Below are 21,626 nucleotides of genomic sequence, written 5' to 3' on the forward strand. Positions count from 1 at the left end.
CATTTATTCCAGCACCAGCCGGATCTCGTTGTTCCTTTTCATATCGGTGCTCAGGTTCAGCGTTTTTGATTCTTTTCCAAACCTGATCCGCAGCTCCGCGGTGTTGGGTGGAATGGAGCCCAGGTTATCGGCGGTAAACAATAATATATTTTCACCCGGTTGTAATTTGATGGCAATCTGCTGCACCGCTTTTTTTACAGGGAAACCGGTAACAACCCACTGCCCGTTCAGGCGAAGGGAAATACTATCGCCGTCCTGGATGCGGGTATCTTTCAGCTCCAGTATAATATCTGCCGTGCGCACCGGTATGGTGGCCACGGGCACCGCTGTTCTTTTGATCACGTTACTGGTAATGGTATCTGTTACATTACCGCGGTAAATGTTCGCTACCAGGAAAGTGGCCCAGGCATTGGAGCGGTCGCTGAAATCGAAGCCATAGGGCCGGCCGTTAATGGTAGTACGGATACGGCCTGTATTGGGAGGAAGACCGCCATAGTTATCTGCAAACAGTACAAAGTAATTCCGGCCGGTATCCAGCCTGGCTTTCAGTCGCCTGTTATGGTCGTTGATCTGCTCTCTTGCAAAAATGGTATTCCCGTTGTGCAGAAGGGTGATGGTATCTTCATCATACTTCTCCTGGTCGTCGATCTCCAGTGGAATTTCGCTGTCTTTTGATACAATGCTGTCATAAATACCAAAATAGATCTGGCTGGTTTCAGGGTGCATGATCCTTTCTATACTTGAATCCGGCAAAGGCTTGTTCCCGCTTTTCGTTAGTTTGAAATTCCCGTTGTACAAAAAGTTGCGCAACGCTACTTTCGATTGTTCATAAATTTCATCGCCTTCATCCAGCCCGCGCATCCAGAAGCTGGCTTTATTGATCCACATGCGGCTCAGGGCAATCGTATCATGGTTGTAATCCATGGTGCCATTAAGATACCACATCCAGATACCGAGCTTAAAAGGTGTTTCCTTCAACGGAAACTTATTACGCCCTATACCCAGCTGCTTATCGTTTTTCTTTGCCAGCAGCAGTTCATAAATGCCGGTAAACCTCCCGTACTCCAGTGTGATCACCGCAGGATATAACACGCCCTGCCGGGCTTCGCCAATATGAAGCTGCATATTGATGGGCGTTCCCACTCCCCATGGGCGAAGGGATGCTTTCCATATACCGGTCCATTTATCGGCCTGTGCACGGGCTGTGCTGGTGATAGCGGTTAACAATCCAATTATTATCAGGAATTTCAATTTCAAGATGCTGTATTCATTTATGATTCACAATTTAATACTATTTTGGGCGGGCAACAGCGATCCGAAATAATTAAATTTAAAGAGATAATGGAATACACAAAGGAATACGTCGCAAAAGAAGAACATATCGATGCACAGGATATTATGGACGGCCTGTATTACCCGTTCTATATGGAGTATTGCCGTCACGATTTTATCAGGGAAGTACTGGGATTTGATTTTGAAGAGCAGGCCAGGAATGGTGCTTACATGGTGTTATCGGGTTATAAGATCCAGTTTTTAAGATCCCTGAAAAAAGGAGACCGCTTTACCGTTACCTGTAACCTTTTTGCAGACCCGTCTGGCGGGCCACGGTTGCATTTCAAACAATCTATTATACTGAACGGAAAAGTAATGACGAAAGCGGTGTTCACCGGCACCTGCGTGCCTGCTACCGGTGGCCGTCCTTATTTACCGCCAGCCGTTGTGGAGAAAGTGGCCGGTGCACCGGTGCTTGATAGTGCAGATGCATAAACTAAATAAAATAAAAAGTGCCGGGTCTTCATGCAATTTTAACTATATGAAGATCCAGCACTTTTTTATTCAATATACTTCGTTGCCCTAGTTATAAAGAAGGTATCCTTTTAAACGATATTCCCCGTTGGCGCTGAGATCGGGTATTTCTATCCTTAATTCGTGCTGGCCTTTTTTAAGGTCGCCCAGTTCTATTGTATAAATCTGATCATTGGTCCCCGGGCACCAGGTACGGTTTTCTCCCATATAGCACCCATGGATCTGCGGGCTGAAATCTTTTATTTTATTGCCGTCGAGGTATACATAGTGCTGCCGGTAGGTGTACTCTTCTCCGTTGGGCCATGCTGCACCATGGCCGGTAGTAGTAAGCTGCAGCCTTACGTTCTTTGCATCTTCCTCCAACTCAAAAGTGGTATCCAGTGTATTCTTTGGCATGGACGTATTACTGATCACACCCTGTGATATTACCGGCTGCCAGAAGGGATTATCCTGTTTCGCATCGTTATCAACAATCAACTGCATATTCACCAGGAAACCAATGTTCTTGTCGGGGTCTGTACCATCAGGGTTCAGGTGCTGAGGCTTGTAGGTTTCATGTACATACCAGCCAGCGCCGTCTATACCCAGCCAGATCTGCTTACCGGAGCTAAACAGGTGAGACAGGTAGCTGATGTCTACCTCATAGGTTTCTGTTCTTTTATCTTCCGTATAAAACTGTCCGTAGAAAGGGGTTATCCCGTTATAAACAGATATTTTATTTGCTTTGTAATAGTCCAGCTCATTAGCACTTTCTTCATTTGAGGACGCCAGGTAAACATTAAAGTTGCGGTCAAAATAATCACCTACTGCTGAAATGGTGATACGCAGGGTAATTTTCGAGGTGGGAGCGATCTGTTTGCTGAGGTCTCCGGGAGCATATCTCTTTTCATATTCTGTGTTAGATACCCTTGTTATGCCGGCAGGCGTTTTAAAATAAGTTTCAGGATCAGTTACCGGTTTGGAGCCAGTCATCTGGTCTGCTGCGCCCAACCCCTGGGTATACATGGTTACTGTTTTAAGATCCTTGAATACATCGATCGTTTTCTGGCCGGTAGGTGGTTTAACAGCGGGATGATCCGGCGTAAGGGTTTTCAGCGGCACTTCGCTGCGCTTACAGGCGTATATGAATACACCTATGGTCAATAGTGTTAAAAGAAAGATTTTCTTCATGAGAATTATATTTAGGATTAAAAAAGCGGTTAGGTCCATTTATTACTGCCGGCTGTGGTATCGTTAGTGCTCGCACATGGTTGATCTGTTCCTGTCTTGTACCAGTTGGTTTAAATGTAAACAGTCATTATCCGGATGGGGTGACTGCAATATTGAACCGGGAGAAAAAAACAACAGGAGTTGCGAAAATTGCATTACGTTTTCAGGAAATAATTATGATCTGCCTTAAAAGCATAGTTGGGGTTTCTCAACATGCTATAAAGTGTTAGCTTTTTAAGGTAAATTGTTACTGCTATATTCATTACTAAACAGAACAGATGAACAAACTTATTGCGGCACTGTCGCTTTCCCTGCTGGCATTGAACAGCACCGGGCAATCGTATCAACACGACCTGCAATTCAACCACCTGGCTACCCGCTGGGATGAGGCCATTCCACTTGGCAATGGTTTACTTGGCGCGCTTGTATGGCAGAAAGAAGATCACCTGAGAATTTCGCTGGACAGGGCCGACCTCTGGGACATGCGGCCGATGAAGGGATTGCACCGTAAAGAGTTCAGTTATCAATGGGTGATAGACCAGGTGCATAAAAAAGATTACAAGCCTGTACAGGAATATTTTGATGCTCCCTACGACCGGGAAGCAGCGCCATCAAAGATTCCCGGCGGCGCGCTGGAATTTGATACCAGGAACTGGGGCGCCGTACAATCGGTTCATCTTACCCTTTCCAACGCCTTATGTGAGGTTACCTGGGCCGGTGGCACCCGTCTCAAAACCTTTGTAGATGCTGTAAAGCCCGCAGGCTGGTTCCGTTTTGAAAACGTGGACGATCATTTTGTGCCGCAGCTGTTGGCGCCGCAATACCAGGGCACTGTAAAAAACTCCGGCGATCCTGTGGGCGGGGACGACCTATCCCGGCTGGGCTACAAACAGGGCAGCATTGTGCAGAACGGCAACAGCATTACTTACCGCCAGGAAGGATGGGGCGGATTTACCTATGAGATCAATGTGCGCTGGAAGAAGATAAATAAAACCACTGTAGAAGGCGTATGGAGTATTTCCTCCCAGTATCCCGGCAAGCCAGTGAACGAGCCTGCTGCAAAAGTAACCGCCAATGCTGCTGCCAGCGATTTTAACCGGGAGCTGCTGGCGCACAGCAGCTGGTGGCAAAAGTTCTGGGCCCAATCGGCCATACATGTTCCGGATACGCTGATCGAAAAGCAATGGTACCTTGAGCAATATAAGTTTGGCGCTGCCGCCAGGAAAAATGCACCCCCCATTTCATTGCAGGCGGTATGGACGGCCGATAACGGCCGCATTGCGCCCTGGAAAGGCGACTACCACCATGATCTTAACACCCAGCTCAGTTACTGGCCCTCTTACAGCGGCAATCATCTCGACGAAGCCATGGGCTATATCAATCACCTTGAAGCCAACAAAGCTAACTACCAACGCTATACGAAAATGTATTTCGGCGCAGGAGGCATTGCCGTGCCAGGCGTTACTACCCTCGATGGCACAGAGATGGGCGGATGGATCCAGTACTCACTTTCCCCTACGGTATCGTCATGGCTGGCCCAGCACTATTACCTGCAATGGCGTTATAGCATGGACAGGCAATTCCTGAAAGAAAAGGCCTACCCCTGGATAAAAGGCGCAGCCTCCTTCCTGGAAAGCGTTACCGTAAAAGATGCCGGTGGCCACCGTAAACTGCCCATCAGCTCCAGCCCTGAAATAAATGATAACCGCCTGGAGGCGTGGTTCCCCCAAAACACCAACTACGACCTCGCCCTGATGAAGTTCACTTTCAGCAAAGCCGCGGAACTGGCCGCTGAATTAGGTTTAAGCAAAGAATCGGCCCACTGGCAAAAGATACTGGCAGAATTCGATGACTTTTCGCTCTCTCCCCGAAACGAGCTGATGTTTGCTCCGAGTATGGCCTATAACCAGTCGCACCGCCACTTTTCGCACATGATGGCCATTCACCCGCTGGGGCTTATCAAATGGGAAGACGGCCCCCGGGCACAAGCCATTATCAGCAACACCATACACCTGACCGACAGCATAGGACCTGATTACTGGTGCGGCTACTCCTATGCCTGGATGGCCAATCTCAAAGCAAGGGCGAAAAACGGTGATGGCGCAGCAAAAGACCTGCAGATATTTGCCCGCGCATTCTGTTCTGTGAACAGTTTTCACCTGAACGGCGATCAAACTAAATCCGGCCTGTCGAAATTCCAGTACCGGCCTTTCACACTGGAGGGCAACTTTGCCTTTGCTGCCGGATTACAGGAAATGCTGCTGCAAAGCTATGCGGGCTTTATCGAGATCATGCCGGCCATACCTGCCGCCTGGAATAATGTATCATTTGAAAAACTGCGCGCAGAAGGCGCTTTCCTGGTAAGCGCCAGGAAAGAAGGCAACCAGGTGGATGAAGTAAAAATAGTGGCGGAGAAAGGTGGAAAAACCCGCTTAAAGCTGCCGTTTAAAACTTTCTTTGCCGCCAGCAATAAAGGATTTGAAATACACAATACGGAAGATGGATTCCTTTCACTCAGCGCTGGTCCCGGGGCGGTGCTGGTGCTGAAAAACGGATATGAGTAAAATGCCGGGAACGGTTATTGTATAAAACGACAGCCGGGGCAGATAATATATCTGTCCCGGCAAACTTTACTGGAAAAGGATATTATCCCGGCGCCCATTCTTAACGGGATGTTCCAGTTCCCATCTCTCTAAAAAATATTTACCGCAGTCTTTGATATATTTATAATAGAGATAGTCGGTTTCAAAGCTCAGCAACAGTCCGTAACTGGGCCGGTACTGCTTCATAAAAGCGTCCAGCGCAGGTGGCTGCAGCCCCGTGATCTTTTGTACCAGCATCCTGTTAAAGCGGTGATCAATGTATTTCTCCTGCTCTTCCCTTTCCAGGAAACGGCGGAAGTTCTCCATCCGCTTGATCTTCTTCAGGCTGAAAAGCGCATCCAGGTTAACTCCTGCACCCATGCCATTGCCTCCGCTGGTAAGATAGTCCGGCGAATAATCAAACACCTTGCGATACTCATTGCGGAACGCTGCGGAATCCTCAGAATAGCTGCGCGGAAGCGTAGCAGTTACTTCCACCTGCTTTAAGGAATGAATATCCACATGCAGGCTCATATCGAAAGTGCGGTTAGTATTGATCTCCTTTACAGCAAATTTCTGGGTGGCTTTACCCTGGTAGGAAAAACTGATAGAATCGGAAAGAGGTAATATAATACTGTATTTGCCGGCAGAATCGGTAACGGCGCCGGCGCCGGAATTGCTCTTCACGCTTACCCCCGCCATCCCGAAACGGGCCGTGCGGTCGTATACCGTGCCATGAACCCGCACCTGCCCGGTGGATACCAGGCGTAGCGAGATCAATACTATCAATATAAATATCCTTTGTAAAAATTTGCTCATTTCCATCTCAATCTAAGACAGGATGAAAACATAAGCAAGCATAACTTAAATATTAACAATTTTCTATGTTTTAAAATACCCGTGCCGGATTGTTCCCAAGCCCCCCGTTACAGGCATGTTTCACCGATCATCTATAATAATTAAATGGCAGATAATAAAAAAACACCGACGGATCACCCGGAGATAAAATGAAAAAAGTATATCCGTCACCGTTGGTATCACCTCTGTCACCGGCTTATCATGATGAAGTTCCTGTTTTTTATTAATCTGCGGCTGCAACATTTAAATTATAAAGAAGATTTTGCTGTTAATCATCCTATCGTATATTTGGCAGGAAAATTGGCCCAACGGACCCAAAAAATTTATAAACCAGGCTTATGTACGGAGCAAACCCACTAACCGACGCGCTGAAAAGAGGCAACCTTCCGGCAGCAAAAGAATTAATGGATCAGGGTGAAAAAGTACCAAAAGATCTTCAGTCTTACGAAAAAAGTCAAATTTATGATACGCTGATCAGGGCCAAAGCATTTGAGCTGATAAATGCCCTGGTAAAAGATGGTTTCATAGAAACAGATATTTACGAATACGAAAAATTCGACAATACCATCTTCCCAAGCCTGTTCAGGTACCTGGGCACTGAGCCGGCGGACCTGGATTTCCTGACCGGATTTGCGGGGAAACTGGATAATATCAACGATGCCGTTCAGGATAGAACATTGCTGAATATTGCCTTTAATAACTCCGCTCCCATTGAGCATATTAAAATACTGGTGGACGCAGGTTGCGATGTGAACTATAAAACGAACTACGAAGAAAATTACCTGTACAAGATCATCCAGGAATATGCGATCAAGGAAGACACGGGTGTTGTTTACCTGGAATACCTGATCGGGGAAGGACTGGACCCCAATGCCGGTAATATTGTGAAAGAAACCCCGCTGCATCTTGCCATTGCCACCAATAAACAGAAATATATTGACCTGCTGCTGCAGCATGGTGCGGACTTAAACCAGCCGGGGAAAGACGGCGAAACCCCTTTTTACGTAGCTATTGTGCACCACGTATGCAATGTGGAGCGGTATGAAAAACTGGCAGCTCATGCGCCTGTTGATTTCGACATTGCCAACAAAAACGGCGAAACTGTTTTTTGCGGCGCCATGCGCATGCGCCGCAGCGCCTCCACAGCGGACGTAGCGCTTATAAAGGCATTGATCCGCGACGGGGCCGATATTTACCAGACCTCTCCTTATTATGCCAAAGACAAAGCGGCCATCGACTGGTTAGCCGAGCAGCCTGCGGAGATGTTACAGGGGGTACTGGAAACCGGCGTAATAGAGATAGACCGCCGCGATAATGAAGGCAATACCCTGCTGCATAAAGTATGCGCGTACAACGTTAACTATGAACAGGAAGCGGCGCGGCAGCTTTACCGCAAGGTTAAACTGCTGATAGAACAGGGCGCAGATGTAAATATCACCAACGATCTGGATCAGCGGCCCATTGACCTTGCCAGCACTGATAACCTCAAATCAAAAACTGTAGAGTTACTGTTAAAACATAAAGCGTAGTACCATGTCCATGTCTTTTATTATTGCTTGTGAAAGCGGCAAACGTAAAATAGCAGAAATTTTACTGGCCAACAACGAGGTTGATGTAGCCTATACCGACGAGAAAGGAAGAACGGCCCTGCATTACGCTGCACACCACGGCTACCAGGACCTGGTGAAGTTGCTGCTGGACGCCGGCGCCGACCTGGACTACGAAGACCATAACGGCGAAACACCCTTTTATTTTGCCTGCCTCCAAAAACAAAAACAAACCGCCCTGTTCCTGCTGGAAAAAGGCGCACGCACAGATATTAATGATCTCCAGGGCAACAGCCTGTTGCACCTTACCGCTAAAACCGGTCAGAAGGAACTGGTAGATAAACTGCTGGAGAAAGGCGTGGCAGCAGACCTGGAAAACAACCAGGGCGAAACGCCTTTGCTCATTGCCGCTGCATGGCGCAATAGAGAGATAGTGCAAACGCTCATTGATCACGGTGCAGATGTAAACACTACCAACAAAGCCGGCGACAGCCCCCTCATCACAGCAGTGCGGGCCAAAAACCCTGCCATGGCCACCTGCCTCCTTGAAAACAATGCCAACGTAAATCATACCAATCATGCGGGAGAATCCGCCCTGCTGATTGCCTGCTATGATACTAACCGGGCACTCACCAACCTCCTTGTACAACATGGAGCCGACGTGCTGATCACGTCCAGGAACGGACTCTCCCCTATATGGTATGCCTGCGCCAATAACCAGAAAGAGATCGTGAGCCTTTTCCTGGATAAAGGCATTGATGTTAATTTCAGCCAGCCGCTTTCCGCAGATACCGCCAGTATGAACAGTTACCTGGATTGGGTGGAAAGCGCTGCCAGTCTTTCTCTGGACAGTGCCTTCAATCTCAATCACACCTACAGCTACGGTGGGGAAAGCCTGCTGCATGTAGCCGCTAAAAACGGGCATCTCAGCATGGTAAAACTGTTGCTGGAACGCGGGGCCAATGTAAATATCCAGGATGAATCCGGGAATACTGCACTGCATTACGCCGCATCCAACGGTAAAAAAGATATTGTTAAATACCTGCTGGAGCAAAAGGCAGATGTATCCATCGTTAATACCAAAGAGCAAAAGGCTATCGACTATGCCTCTATCAAAGGGTATAATGAAATTGCCGCCCTGCTGCTCAGTTACAATTCACCACAGGCAAAAGCGGCGCCCGTTACTGCGGCTCCGGCTGAAGCTCCCGCCGGGAAAAGCATGGCGGATAAAAAACAAGCCCTGCTTGACCTGAAAGAGCTGCTCGATGCCGGCATCCTTTCCGCTGCGGAATTTGATGAAGAAAAAGCAAAGATCCTGAAAGGCTGACAGCACCAAGGGTATAATAAAAGTGCCGCCCGCAGGCTATCCTTCCTGTTGGCGGTACTTTTTAAGCGAGCTCATAAAAAAAGCCTATCTTTAGCCCGTAACCATAAGGGGTTGTTGGGCAGCTATTTTTATTCCTCGCACAGGACAGCAGGATGATGATACGTGCCGGGCGATAACCTCCCCATATCTCCGGAATACTATGCGTAATGCCATCGTAAAAAGAACAGCTGTAAAAACATTGAAGATTTTTTCAATATCAGTGGCTGCTATCTTTCTTTTGCTTTTTCTACTTCCTATTCTTTTTCCAACGGCCATATCCAATAAAATAAAGTCGTGGACCAATAACAGTATTACCGGCGACCTGAACTTCTCCCGCGCGCGGTTGTCGTTCTTTAACCATTTTCCTTCACTGACGCTGACGCTTTATGATTTCAGCCTGAAGGGAGCCGCTCCTTTCCAGCAGGATACGCTGATAGCCGCCAATGAAGTAGCACTGGGGGTGAACCTGGCCAGTATTTTTTCCAACACCATCAACATCGACGAAATTTACCTGACCCGCGGGAATATACATGTACTGGTAGACGCAGCCGGGCATCCGAATTATAATGTGTACAAATCAGCCCCGGCCACGGCTTCCAGCCAGGCCGACAGCGGCAGCGCCTCCCTGAAGATTGCCCGCATACAGCTGGAGAGCTGCAATATCATTTACGACGATCAGTCGCTGCCCATGTACATCCAGGCAAAAGATGTGAACTATACCGGCAAAGGCGATCTGAGCAAAGCCCAGTTCGACCTGCACTCACGGATACGTATACACGCATTTGACCTTAGCTACGGAGGGACTTCATATATCCTGTCGAAGCCTTTGAACGGGGAGCTGATCACGAAGATCAATACCAACTCGCTCGATTTTATTTTTGAGAAGAATGACCTCAAGCTGAATGAGCTGCCGGTAGCGGCTGAACGGGTCTTTCGGGTTCCTGAAAAACGGCTACCGGATGGACTTCCGCCTAAGCTCCATGGAATCAGGCCTGCATGCTATTTTCAGCGCGCTCCCTGCGGAATATGTGGGCTGGCTGGATAAAACAGACATACAGGGAACGGCAGATGTAAACGCAAGTCTTATCGGGCAGTATATTGCGGAAACCAATACCATGCCCGATGTAACCTTTAACATGAAGATAAGGGACGGCATCATTACCAATGCCAAAGCCCCCGCTCCTGTTAAAAACCTCTTTCTCAATTTCCAGTCGAAGCTGCCACAACTGAACCTGGATAGCCTTTATATCAATGTGGACTCTATCTTCTTTAATATTGATAAAGATTATTTCAGCTCCGTGATCCGTGTACAGGGGCTTGCCACGCCGGATATTCATATAAAGCTGAATACCGACATCGACCTGGAAAAATGGAACAAGGCCACCGGCGGGGAAGCATTCGAGATGAAAGGCAGGCTGCAGGCCCATCTGCAGGCAGATGGCAGATACGCCAAAGGCGTTGTATACCGCGGCCTGCGGAAACAGGCCGATGCCGTGATCAGCAGCATCCCGGCATTTAAACTGACCGCCGCCCTGCGGGATGGGTACTTTAAATTTGCCTCCATGCCCCAGGCACTTCATAATATCCGCTTTAATATTGATGCGGGTTGCCCGGATAACGATTACGCACATACGCAGCTGAATATTGCAGACATAAATGCAGATATGCTGAATAACTATATCAGGGGCTTTTTCCGGCTTCAGAATGCCCAGGCGCCCGTGGTAGATGCACAGCTCTCCTCTACCCTTCATCTCGGGGATATCAAACAGTTCTATAAAATGGACAGCCTGGATATCAGCGGCGACCTGGGTGTGGACATCACTACCAAAGGCAGTTATGTGCCTGCAAAAAGACTGTTTCCCGTTACTACCGCCAAACTGAAAATGGATAACGGTACCGTACAAACGAAATATTATCCCCAGCCTATTCAGAAAATAAATGTGGATGCTGTTATTACCAATACCACCGGTACCATGCGCTCCTTACAGGTAGATCTGAAGCCTGTGGCCTTTGAGTTTGAAGGTCAGCCCTTTACCCTGAAAGCAGATCTTACCAATTTTGATGATCTCCGTTATAACATTACCTCCAACGGTGTCATCGATCTCGGCAGGATATATAAAGTGTTTGCCATACATGGATACGGCGTTCAGGGCTTTATTAAAACCAACCTCTCGCTACGAGGCACCCAAGGCGATGCCACCGCCGGCAGGTACAATAAGCTCAACAATAAAGGCTCCTTAATAGTAAAGAACATTGTTTTAACAGCAGAACAGTTCCCCCTGCCGTTTCAGATCAAAAACGGCGTGTTCCGTTTCGACCAGGATAAAATGTGGTTCGATCAGTTCAATGCCAGCTATGGTAAATCCACTATTGTATTAAACGGCTTTCTCAGTAACGTGATCGGTTATGCCACGCTGAAAGATCAACTCCTGCATGGTACATTTGATCTGAAAAGTAACTACATCCTGGTGGATGAGCTGATGGTGAACGGCGATGTAAAAACCAATACCGGCAAGCCCGGCGCTACGCCTTCCGGTGTTGTAATAGTGCCCGGTAACCTGGCGCTGGCACTGAATGCGGCGGTAAATAAAATAAGCTTCCAGGGCATTGCCATCGACAGCTTCCACGGGCAGCTGACTATAGACAGCAGCAAAGTACGCCTGAATCAGACGGGCTTTTCCATCATAGGCGCACCGGTAGCTATGGAAGCCACGTATGCCAGCATTGATCCCCGGAAAGCGACATTCGATTATCACATCAGCGCGAAAGAATTTGATATCAAACGCGCTTACAATGAAATAAAGATCTTCCACGACATCGCTTCTTCTGCAGCCAGCGCCAGCGGCATTGTGGGACTTGATTACCAGCTGAGCGGCAAACTGGATGAAAATATGCATCCTGTATATCCTTCGCTGAAAGGAGAAGGCATATTGTCTGTAAAGAAAATAAAGATGAAAGGCTTTAAGCTGTTTAACGCCGTAAGCAGCTCTACCGGTAAAGACGGGATGAAAGATCCGGATCTTTCTAAAATAGAAATAAAATCGGCTATCAAAAATAATATCATCACCATTGCCAGAACAAAAATGCGCGTAGCCGGCTTCCGGCCACGGTTTGAAGGCCAGGTAAGCCTCGACGGGAAACTGAACCTGAAAGGCCGCTTGGGATTACCGCCGCTTGGCATATTTGGTATACCCTTCAACGTTACCGGTACTCAGAGCAACCCCAAAGTGCAACTGCGGAAAGGCGGCGACGAAAAAGATAATCTCGAAGAAACAGCCGACCCCGATGAAACAGGCAATTAAGAAATGAGGATGCTATGAGCGCAGGCTTTTAACAGGATCAGTCATAGCGGCCCGGATAGCCTGGAAGCTCACCGTTAGCAGGGCGATAACACTCTCGGACAGTAGTTGTTCAATTACAACCGTCTTTAGTTTTCTTTGAAAATGCGAGCCAGTTCCTTCTGCAGATGATCTTCCCGGAGATTCCGTGCAATGATTTTACCAGTGGGATCGATAAGGAAATTAGCGGGAATGGAACGGATCCCGTATTGCTGTGCCACCGCGTTATCCCATCCTTTCAGGTCCGATACCTGTGGCCATGTGAGCTGGTCTTTTTCTATTGCTTTCAGCCAGGCGTTCTTCTGGCCCGGCATATCGAGCGAGACGCCTAGTACGGTAAAGCCTTTGCTTTTGTATTTATTGTAGGCTTTCAGCACATTGGGGTTTTCCTGCCGGCATGGCCCGCACCAGCTGGCCCAGAAATCAAGCAACACATATTTACCCCGGAATGAAGAAAGTTTCACTGCTTTACCATCGGGCGCATATTGTGTAAAATCCGGCGCCAGTTTACCTGTTTCCGTATTCGCAAGTGCGCTGAGCATTACCGGGATACGTTTTCCGAGGGGCGTGTTTTTTAAACCGGGTGCAAGATGTTCATAAGCCTTCCCTGCTGCTTCGGCCATGCCTGGTTGTGCGGCTATGTGCGCAAGACTGATCACGCTGAGATAAGATGTGGGATGCTTCCTGGCAAACTCCAGGTGGATCCCGAACGATTCTTTCATGAGCTGGTTCTCGCGTTCAACCAAAGCGTTAAATATGCTCTTATCTTTCTTCTGCTCATCCGGCATCGCTTCGTATTCTTTCCGCAGGGCAAGAAATTTTTCATCATTCTCTTTTAACATTGCGCGAAGCTCCGCCTGCTGGTCATTTACCGGCGATCCCTTCACAATGCTGTTCTTCAGTGAATCGGAAGATATTATTTTAAAGGCAGCCGCTTCCAGGTATAACCTTACATAATCAATTTGCTCTCCTGGCGCCAATCGTTGTACATAGGGATTCTTATTAAGATATAAGGCTCCCATAACAGGGTATTCCAGTGTGCCTTTAAATACAAAATGCCCGGATTCCACCATCGCAGAATCTGTTTTCTGCTGGTCTTCCACCTGGTAAACAAGATATATTTTATCGCCGTTGTGCAGGGCGCCTGCCTTTCCATCCAGTTCAAAAGGATGCTGGGCCATGATGGGGAATGAATACAAACAGGTAAACAGTACTAATAAGGTGCGCATGGAATTTTAATCATTTACGTTTATGGATGACCGTTAGTTATTCACTAGCGGCTGTGTTCCCGGAGGATCTGGCGGATACCGGCCATATGATGATCGTCGTGCTCTGCCACGAAGTAAGCCAGGTCAACGATCCGCATAGGCGTTTTCAGTCGCGGATGCAGTGCCGATTGTTCCAGGTGTGCATCTTCCAGGTTCCATAGCCTGTTCACCAGTTGTTGCCGTTGTTCCCTGAACTGATGCAGCAGCTGGCCGGCGGGAGTTTCATTATGATTGGCTTCGTGGGTTCTGCGGTTTGTAAGATCGGCCACTCTCAATTCGACAGCGCCGTTGATAAGATCTTCCAGGCGGCCCAGCCACAGCGGCTCCATATCCGACAAATGCCCGGCTTCTTCCTTAATGCTCCACTTCCCACCGGGTTTTATTACCAGCAGGTCTTGTGGTATATGAGCGATGATCTCTTCCATACGGGCGGGAGTTCCGCTAAGCCTTTCTATGATCGTTGGCAGGGTGCCGTTATCTTCAATTACGGGAAATGTTCTGTTGAACCATTCAGTTCTTTTCATTGCAATCTTATTTCTTCCAATAAAATTAATGATAATAGCAGAAAGGAAGTGCTTAATAAGTTTCTTCTGTATATTCCACCGGTTTTTCTACCGGGGGATGAAATTCTTTTTCGCTTTTGGCAATAACGATGGTGGCCACCCCATTGCCTATGATATTGGTAATTGCGCGGGCTTCGCTCATAAATTTATCTACCCCCAATAAAAATGCAAGTCCTTCCACCGGGATCCTGTGCACGGCTGTTAACGTGGACGCCAGTACGATAAAACCGCTGCCTGTAACGCCTGCAGCGCCTTTCGAGGTAACCATCAGTATCCCGATGATGGTCAGGATCTCTCCTATGCTGAGGTGCACATCATACAGCTGTGCAATAAAAATAACGGACATCGACAAATAAATGGAGGTCCCATCCAGGTTAAAGGAATATCCTGTCGGAATAACCAGTCCTACCACGGATTTGCTGCAACCCATTTTTTCCAGCTTCATCATTATGGAAGGCAGGGCCGATTCCGAAGAAGAAGTGCCCAATACCAGTAACAGTTCTTCCCTGATATACCTGAGAAACCTTACGATGCTCATTTTATAATACTTCAGGATGCTGCCCAGTACCAGGAAAACAAAAATGGCCATGGTCAGGTACACGGTTCCCATCAATTTGGCCAGTGGCACCAGCGTATGTAAACCAAATTTGCCAACGGTATAGGCCATTCCCCCGAAAGCCCCCAGCGGGGCGAGGTACATCACATACTTCAATGCCTTGAAAACAATTTTAGACAGCTGGCTTAGCCATCTGATCACCACCAGGCGGTGCCTGGAGTAATTTAACAACACACCGATAATAATGGCCGCCACCAGTACCTGCAGCGTAAGGTTACTCATGAAAAAAGACAGCCAGTTGAACTCCTTTGCTGCACCTGAAGTATACCTGGAGGCGTTTTCTATTTGAAGTGACGACCTATCTATTTTCCCCGGCCGGATCAGCAAAGCCATCAGCACGCCTGCAGCCAGTGAAATAGTAGATACTACCTCGAAATAAAGAAGGGATTTAATACCGATGCGTCCTACTTTTTTCAGATCATCCATCCCGCTGATTCCCAAAACAATGGTGAGGAAGATGATCGGCGCAATAAACAACTTGATAATATCTATAAACGTCTTTCCTATAATTTCCATCTTCACACCGGTTGCCGGAGCAGCGCTACCCAGCCATACGCCGGCGATAATGGCTATGAGCACCCAAAAAGTGAGATTGGTAATGATCCTGATATATAAACTCCTGCTTACCGCTGTTTCCGCCTTATACGATGCTATATCTTCCTGCATAGGTTTGTCTGGTTAATATCCGTTTGGTTGAAATTCCCTTCAAGTAACGAAATTTTCACCGTTTATTACTGCATGCAGGAGATTTTATTATATGTTAATGCATCGTTTCCCGTTACAATTTACCGGTTTCAATAATGGATATGATCTGTTGTCTTGCCTGTCTGGATTCGGGGAGGTTAATCAGCATCCAGTCGTGGACCATGCCCGGATACTCCACATAAATGAATTGTGATATTTCACCAGCCATCATTGTTTTCAGTTTACGGGCATCGGCTACCAGGATCTCCCTGCTTCCCACAAAAACGGCAATGTTCTCCAATCCTTTGAATGAGCCATAAATGGGACTCAGCAGGTAATGATCCAGCGGCGCATTGCCGGCGTAAAGCCTGCCTGCCTGTAAAAGTCCTTCCAGCCCCATGAAGGGGTCTTCCATAGCGATCTGCTGAATTTCAGGGTTAGTAAGACTTATATCCAGCCAGGGCGAAAGCAGTATCAGCTGTCCGGGTTGCGGCAGCTGCTCATTCGCCAGTAACTGGCAGAAAGCCAGTGCCAGTCCGCCGCCTGAAGAATCCCCCATTATCACCAGGCCTTCCTTTGCCACATTTTCAAGTAATTCTTTATAAAGCGCCAGTATCATACGAAATGAATCTTCAAAAGTAAATGCAGGCGCCAGTGGGTAATCCGGGGCCGAGATGGTACAATTTGTGGCATTAACCAATTCTGCCATAAATGACCAATGATGGGAAGTAAAGCTCTGCACATAGGCCCCTCCGTGCAGGTACAATATGTGCCGGGAGCTTTTATGTTTTTTCGGATGCAGGGTAAAAACCTGTTGTCCGCCCAGCTGTCGCTTATCTACCCTGCAGTATTTATAGACTTTGGCGGTGGGTTCCGGGCTGCTGTAAAAATTCTGCTTTCCCGCTGCCAGCAGCGTTTTCAAAAAGTGTTTCTTACCGATCAGGCGGAGGAAAAGCGTAAATAATCTGCTGTGTATACTTGGCAAGTGATCTGTTTTAAGCATGACAGCGGTGCGCTGGCATAATATTTACAATACATAAGGCATGCCTGGTATTCAGAAAAACGACTTCTGGCTTCGCCTGGATAATGCAGCAAAAATTTATCCGGCTATCAAGGATAAAGAGCTTACCTCTGTTTTCCGGATATCTGTTGTATTAAAAGACAGGATAAGGGCAAAAGCCATGCTTGAAGCCGTTAGTGACATTGAAAACAGGTTCCCCTATTACAAAGTAACCCTTAAAGCCGGCTTTTTCTGGTATTACCTGGAACAGCTGCCAGACGCAATCCCCATAGAGGCCGATTTACAAACGCCCTGCCGCGCCTTCAAAAAGGGGGAGCTGATGTTCCGGATACTGGTAAAAGATAACCGGATAAGCGTAGAGTTTTCGCATATCCTTACAGATGGCACCGGCGCGTTTGAATTTCTGAAAACATTATTGCTGGTATATTTTGAAAAATGTTGCATTCCGCTTGCCGGTAAACCGGAGTTTTATGATCCGGACAGTAAACCATCGGCTGAAGAATATGAAGATGCATATAGCAGGTATTTTAAAAAGATTGATGCCCCGCATATTAAAACGCCCGGGGCTTTTCATGTGCCTTTCTCCCTGAAAAACAAACCCAGGTTCAGTGTACTTACCGCTATTATTCCCATAGCTGAGCTTTCAAAAAAAGCGAAGCTGCTGGGAGTAAGCATCACCGTGTATCTTACTGCTATATATCTGTACACGCTCCAGCATATTCATGAATATCAGCCCAGATTAAAAAAGAATATCAACCGGAAGATCCTCCGGATTGAAGTGCCGCTGAACCTGCGTAAGCTGTATCCTACGCGTTCCATGAGAAATTTTTCGCTGTATGTACTTCCGCAAATTGACCTGCGGCTGGGTCATTATACTTTTGAGGAAATCGTTAAAACGGTATATCACCAGATGCAGCTGGAAACCGATCAAAAGCTGATCAATAAAATGATCTCCCGTAACGTTGGAGGGGAGCGCAATGCCATTGTAAGGAATATTCCGTTAGTCCTGAAGTCGCTTTTTCTTTCCAGGCTGTACCTGGTTGGCACCAAACAATACAGCGGGGTGGTAACCAACCTTGGAAAAATAGACCTGGGAACAGCCGCCAATCAACTTATTGAGCAGTTTATATTTATTCCTCCTCCGCCCAACAAGGTGTTGAAAGTAAATTGCGGCGTTGCCGGGTTTGGTGATAACCTCGTTTTAAGTTTTGGTAATATCACTACATCGAAAGAACTGGAAAGGCATTTCCTGGCGTTTATGGCCCATCATGAAATTACGGTTAAAATAATAAATTCATGAGCGTATGAAATACTGCAGTAATTGTGGTGTAATACTGGAAGATGATATGCAAACCTGCCCGTTGTGTGGTGATACTGCCAATACAGGCAAGGTTGTACCGGAACCCGCTCCTGATAACGGAGCTGTGCCGGCCACTGCTCCTGCTGCGCTAAACCGGCAACAAAAGAAGCTGGTATGGGAAATTGTATTCCTGGTGTTGATCTCATCCATCATGGCAGCCCTGCTCATCAATTTTATTGTCAATAAAACAATTTCATGGTCCGAATACCCTGTAGCCGTATGCCTGGTTATTCTCTCCTACGCCCTGTTTTTTGCATTCCTGCCTGGTAATAATGTTGCAGGCATGCTGGGAGGATTTATCACATCGGGTGTGTTGCTTTTATTGCTGGATACATTTACCGGCGGACTGGACTGGTCATTTAAGATCGCCATTCCTGTTCTTTTGACGGCCAGTCTTATTGCGGCCGCCCTTCTTGCTGTTATCCGGCACTCCCCTGCCCGCGGCGTTAATCTCATTGCCTATGTATTTATTGGCAGTGCATTGCAATGCGTAGCCATAGAGGCGATACTTTCCTTTTACCATACACAAAAGCTTCACCTGGAATGGAGTATTGTTGTTTGTTTATGCGTGTTGCTGATTGCTATTGCGCTGTTATTTCTCCATTTCCGGTTAAAGAAAGGCAGAAGCCTGGAAAAAACTTTCCACAGGTAACCACCTCTACAAGCGGTATACTTCGCTTCCTGCCAGCAGGAAGCAGCCCAGGCCATAGTCCTCAAAATCGGGCACCTTATCAAAGGTAACGGGTTGTCCGTCTTTAGGCTCTTTACCGGTGCCCTGCACGTAGCCTAAGCGTCCATCGGGAGCAATACAATTTTTCACCAGGGCGTTCCATGCTTTTATTACTACCGGTAGATAGGTTTCCCGGCTGATCAGCTTGTGGTTGATTCCCCAGGCCATTCCGTATACAAACAGCGAGGTGCCCGTAAGCTCCATACCGCCGTATTCGTTGGCATCATGTAAACTTACATTCCAGCAGCCATCCGGCCGTTGTAAGGGAAGCAGGGCCTTCAGCATATCGCGGTAATCCTGCAGGTATTCATTGTAATGCGGATCGCTGGCCGGCAGCTGTTCCAGGGTGCGTACCAGTGCGGCCACTACCCATCCGTTCCCCCTGCTCCAGTAGCAGTCTTCCCCATTGGGCGAGGTATATGGCGGATCAAAATCCTTGTCTCTCCACCACAGATGATCAGCAGGGTTATACAGTCCATGATCCCCATGACTATATTTCGTATAGGCGTACATGGTATACATCCGGTTAAAATAGCTGGTATCCTTATAAATCGCTCCCAGGCGGGCGTATACTGGCATAGCCATCTGCAGCGCATCTATCCACCACCAGTCGTCCACTTTATCTGAGGCCTTCATACTATCAATAGCTGCTTTGATATCCCGTATGCGTTCTTCTTTCTTATCGATGAGGTACAGGTCGATGTATGTTTGTCCGCAGCATTGATTATCTGCGTTCCTTACCTGTGTGCCGCCCCAAAGCCCCCACTGATGACTATCACCCCAGGCGGTAGCGTATTGGTAATAAGGCGCCTGTTTATCGATGCCATACAGCGCCATCAGTCCTTCGTAATAAACGGCGCGTGTCCATAAATTGGAGGGGCGTTCTTTATTCGTAAAAGTCGGTTTACCCGGATCAGGCCATTTCTGCATAAAGTATTGATTGGTGAGACGCATGGCCGCGAGCACGGTTTTCTTTGCGGGAACTTTCTGTGCCAGGGCGATCTGGCTGATAAAGCATAAAGTAAACAACAGGCTTTTCATACGTGGTGATGTTTTTCAGTACTACAGAACGGGTTAATGTAACTGTCAATTTAACAATTAAATATAAAAGCGCATAGTAATTTTTTGGGGAGATAGGAAACGGGAAGCTGCCATCGGGTGGCGGGCGGTGTAGCTCCGCGCGGGCCATCCATGCCACTTCTCCGGAATGGAAGATATAGCCTCCCGGGAATCTGTTTACACGCGGGCAAATAGTTGTAAGTTTGACAACGAATCATTGCATATGAAACAAAGCGCCGGCATACTGCTTACCCGTTCCGCAGGCAAAGGGTTGGAATTCTTCCTGGTACATCCCGGCGGGCCTTTCTTTGCCAGGAAAGAGGCGGGCTGGTGGACGGTACCCAAAGGAGAAATAGCGCCTGGCGAAGATCCGCTGGAAGCAGCCATCAGGGAGTTCAGGGAAGAAACCGGTTATACACCGTCGCCTCCTTTTACACGGCTTGCCTCCATCATCCAGAAAGGCGGTAAACAGGTGCATTGCTGGATGGCTTCCGGTAACCTGGAGCCGGGAAATATAGTAAGCAATACTTTTGAAATAGAATGGCCACCTAAAAGCGGGAAGTTTAAAACCTACCCTGAAATTGATAAAGCCGGCTGGTTCACCATGCGGGAAGCGGTAAAACTGATCAATGAAAAACAGGCGCCGTTCCTGGAGGAAGCGTTGCGCCTTGCGGTGAAAAGATAGTTCTTACTCCATTGGTCAATGTAAGCATTAACGCTTAAAGTAATTCCACAGGTAGGCAGAAACATTCCTGATCAGGGTTTGAGCCTCGTTATCATCTGTCCAGCGCTGGTCTTTATTATTTTTCGTACCTACGTAAAACACGTACTCACCGTGAGGTGCATTCACCAGTATCACTTCTGATCTTGAGGCATCCAGGGAACCGGTTTTATGCGCGGCCTGTACATAAGGCGGAATGCGCGACAGCCCGGTTTCATCATAATAGCCGTGGGTCATCAGCCGGTACATCCGTTCCGACGCGGCTTTACTGATCACCTCTCCATTGCGGATCTTCACCAGCAATGTGGCCATTTCCCGGGGGGTAGTCATACCCCAGCCGTATACTTTCCAGATGCCTTCGCGGCCGGGAGTACGGGAATTAACGCGGGTAACGGTGAGCCCGTATTGCTCCATCAGCTCATTGATACGCTGTCCTCCTCCGGCCAGTGCCTGGTTCCAGATAGATGCGGTGTTATCGCTGTACGACATCATCAACGCCAGCAATACGCTTAGCTCTGTAGCGGTGCTGTCACGGAAGAACTGCATCAGGCCCGATCCGCCGTATTTGATGGAATCGCGGTATATCAGCGGCTGATGATATTTCAGCTCACCTTTTTCAATTTTATCGAAGATACCCACCAGGATAGGAATTTTTACGATGCTGGCTGTAGGGAAAATGGTATCGGCATTGATGCCGGCGTAACGCCCGGTTCTGAGGTTCTTCACATAAATGCCCACCTCTCCGTTAAACCCGGCAACAATATTCCTTAATCCTTTTTCAAGCTTCCGGTCTTCCTGTGAAAAAGCCAATACAGGTACAAACAGTAGTAACAGCAGCAATCTGCGCATATTTAAGGTGTGTTTTGCTTTAAGTTATAAAACAACCGGCAATATTCAT

General features: G+C 47.7%; 18 protein-coding genes. 9 read left to right on the forward strand and 9 right to left on the reverse strand.

The window, feature by feature from the left end; genetic code table 11:
* Window positions 1–3: 3 nt before the first annotated feature.
* Complete coding sequence (locus ABIE50_RS20140) at window positions 4–1,257, reverse strand: hypothetical protein (RefSeq protein ID WP_209858012.1); 1,254 nt, start codon at window positions 1,255–1,257, stop codon at window positions 4–6.
* 84 nt (window positions 1,258–1,341) lie between these two features.
* Here ABIE50_RS20140 and ABIE50_RS20145 point away from each other — a divergent pair, with 84 nt between their 5' ends.
* Window positions 1,342–1,767: an acyl-CoA thioesterase gene (locus ABIE50_RS20145; protein WP_209858013.1), complete on the forward strand. Its 426-nt coding sequence runs from the start codon at window positions 1,342–1,344 to the stop codon at window positions 1,765–1,767.
* Window positions 1,768–1,854: 87 nt separating this feature from the next.
* Here ABIE50_RS20145 and ABIE50_RS20150 read toward each other — a convergent pair whose 3' ends face one another.
* Window positions 1,855–2,976 (reverse strand): peptide-N-glycosidase F-related protein, encoded by a 1,122-nt coding sequence (locus tag ABIE50_RS20150; protein WP_209858014.1) that lies wholly within the window; start codon window positions 2,974–2,976, stop codon window positions 1,855–1,857.
* 317 nt (window positions 2,977–3,293) lie between these two features.
* Here ABIE50_RS20150 and ABIE50_RS20155 point away from each other — a divergent pair, with 317 nt between their 5' ends.
* Window positions 3,294–5,579 carry a glycosyl hydrolase family 95 catalytic domain-containing protein gene (locus ABIE50_RS20155; protein WP_209858015.1) on the forward strand — a complete coding sequence of 762 codons (2,286 nt, stop codon included), beginning with the start codon at window positions 3,294–3,296 and terminating at the stop codon, window positions 5,577–5,579.
* Window positions 5,580–5,645: 66 nt separating this feature from the next.
* Here the strand turns inward: ABIE50_RS20155 and ABIE50_RS20160 are convergent, their stop codons facing one another.
* Window positions 5,646–6,416 (reverse strand): peptidase associated/transthyretin-like domain-containing protein, encoded by a 771-nt coding sequence (locus ABIE50_RS20160; protein ID WP_209858016.1) that lies wholly within the window; start codon window positions 6,414–6,416, stop codon window positions 5,646–5,648.
* Between the two features lie 377 nt (window positions 6,417–6,793).
* Here ABIE50_RS20160 and ABIE50_RS20165 point away from each other — a divergent pair, with 377 nt between their 5' ends.
* From ABIE50_RS20165 to ABIE50_RS20180, 4 genes are all read left to right on the forward strand, one after another.
* Entirely contained in the window at window positions 6,794–7,984 is a 1,191-nt protein-coding gene (locus ABIE50_RS20165; RefSeq protein WP_209858017.1) for an ankyrin repeat domain-containing protein, read from the forward strand.
* Between the two features lie 4 nt (window positions 7,985–7,988).
* Complete coding sequence (locus ABIE50_RS20170) at window positions 7,989–9,329, forward strand: ankyrin repeat domain-containing protein (protein WP_209858018.1); 1,341 nt, start codon at window positions 7,989–7,991, stop codon at window positions 9,327–9,329.
* A gap of 199 nt (window positions 9,330–9,528) precedes the next feature.
* On the forward strand, window positions 9,529–10,413 hold the full coding sequence (locus ABIE50_RS20175; RefSeq protein WP_354028091.1) for an AsmA family protein: 885 nt from the start codon (window positions 9,529–9,531) through the stop codon (window positions 10,411–10,413).
* Complete coding sequence (locus ABIE50_RS20180) at window positions 10,328–12,670, forward strand: AsmA-like C-terminal region-containing protein (protein WP_354028092.1); 2,343 nt, start codon at window positions 10,328–10,330, stop codon at window positions 12,668–12,670. Before ABIE50_RS20175 ends, ABIE50_RS20180 begins: the two co-directional genes overlap by 86 nt.
* A gap of 125 nt (window positions 12,671–12,795) precedes the next feature.
* On the opposite strand, the gene ABIE50_RS20185 is transcribed toward ABIE50_RS20180, so the two are convergent.
* The 4 genes from ABIE50_RS20185 to ABIE50_RS20200 form a co-directional block, all read right to left on the reverse strand.
* Window positions 12,796–13,935, reverse strand: coding sequence for a redoxin domain-containing protein (locus ABIE50_RS20185; protein ID WP_209858020.1), 1,140 nt, complete (start codon window positions 13,933–13,935; stop codon window positions 12,796–12,798).
* 44 nt (window positions 13,936–13,979) lie between these two features.
* On the reverse strand, window positions 13,980–14,498 hold the full coding sequence (locus tag ABIE50_RS20190; protein ID WP_209858021.1) for a DinB family protein: 519 nt from the start codon (window positions 14,496–14,498) through the stop codon (window positions 13,980–13,982).
* 52 nt (window positions 14,499–14,550) lie between these two features.
* The gene (locus ABIE50_RS20195; protein WP_354028093.1) at window positions 14,551–15,819 is read right to left on the reverse strand and encodes a cation:dicarboxylate symporter family transporter; all 1,269 of its coding nucleotides are present in this window, start codon (window positions 15,817–15,819) and stop codon (window positions 14,551–14,553) included.
* 112 nt (window positions 15,820–15,931) lie between these two features.
* Window positions 15,932–16,822, reverse strand: coding sequence for an alpha/beta hydrolase (locus ABIE50_RS20200; protein WP_209858022.1), 891 nt, complete (start codon window positions 16,820–16,822; stop codon window positions 15,932–15,934).
* Window positions 16,823–16,880: 58 nt separating this feature from the next.
* On the opposite strand from ABIE50_RS20200, the gene ABIE50_RS20205 reads away from it, so the two are divergent.
* Both ABIE50_RS20205 and ABIE50_RS20210 read left to right on the forward strand, forming a co-directional pair.
* The gene (locus ABIE50_RS20205; RefSeq protein WP_209858023.1) at window positions 16,881–18,158 is read left to right on the forward strand and encodes a hypothetical protein; all 1,278 of its coding nucleotides are present in this window, start codon (window positions 16,881–16,883) and stop codon (window positions 18,156–18,158) included.
* A gap of 4 nt (window positions 18,159–18,162) precedes the next feature.
* Window positions 18,163–18,870 (forward strand): DUF6320 domain-containing protein, encoded by a 708-nt coding sequence (locus tag ABIE50_RS20210; RefSeq protein ID WP_209858024.1) that lies wholly within the window; start codon window positions 18,163–18,165, stop codon window positions 18,868–18,870.
* A 6-nt stretch (window positions 18,871–18,876) separates the two neighbouring features.
* Here the strand turns inward: ABIE50_RS20210 and ABIE50_RS20215 are convergent, their stop codons facing one another.
* Window positions 18,877–19,989, reverse strand: coding sequence for a glycoside hydrolase family 88/105 protein (locus ABIE50_RS20215; RefSeq protein WP_209858025.1), 1,113 nt, complete (start codon window positions 19,987–19,989; stop codon window positions 18,877–18,879).
* Window positions 19,990–20,230: 241 nt separating this feature from the next.
* On the opposite strand from ABIE50_RS20215, the gene ABIE50_RS20220 reads away from it, so the two are divergent.
* The gene (locus ABIE50_RS20220; protein WP_209858026.1) at window positions 20,231–20,692 is read left to right on the forward strand and encodes an NUDIX hydrolase; all 462 of its coding nucleotides are present in this window, start codon (window positions 20,231–20,233) and stop codon (window positions 20,690–20,692) included.
* A 27-nt stretch (window positions 20,693–20,719) separates the two neighbouring features.
* On the opposite strand, the gene ABIE50_RS20225 is transcribed toward ABIE50_RS20220, so the two are convergent.
* Window positions 20,720–21,577 carry a serine hydrolase gene (locus tag ABIE50_RS20225; protein WP_209858027.1) on the reverse strand — a complete coding sequence of 286 codons (858 nt, stop codon included), beginning with the start codon at window positions 21,575–21,577 and terminating at the stop codon, window positions 20,720–20,722.
* Between the last annotated feature and the right edge of the window lie 49 nt (window positions 21,578–21,626).

The sequence above is a fragment of the Chitinophaga sp. OAE865 genome, assembly GCF_040546735.1.
Lineage (GTDB): Bacteria > Bacteroidota > Bacteroidia > Chitinophagales > Chitinophagaceae > Chitinophaga > Chitinophaga polysaccharea_A.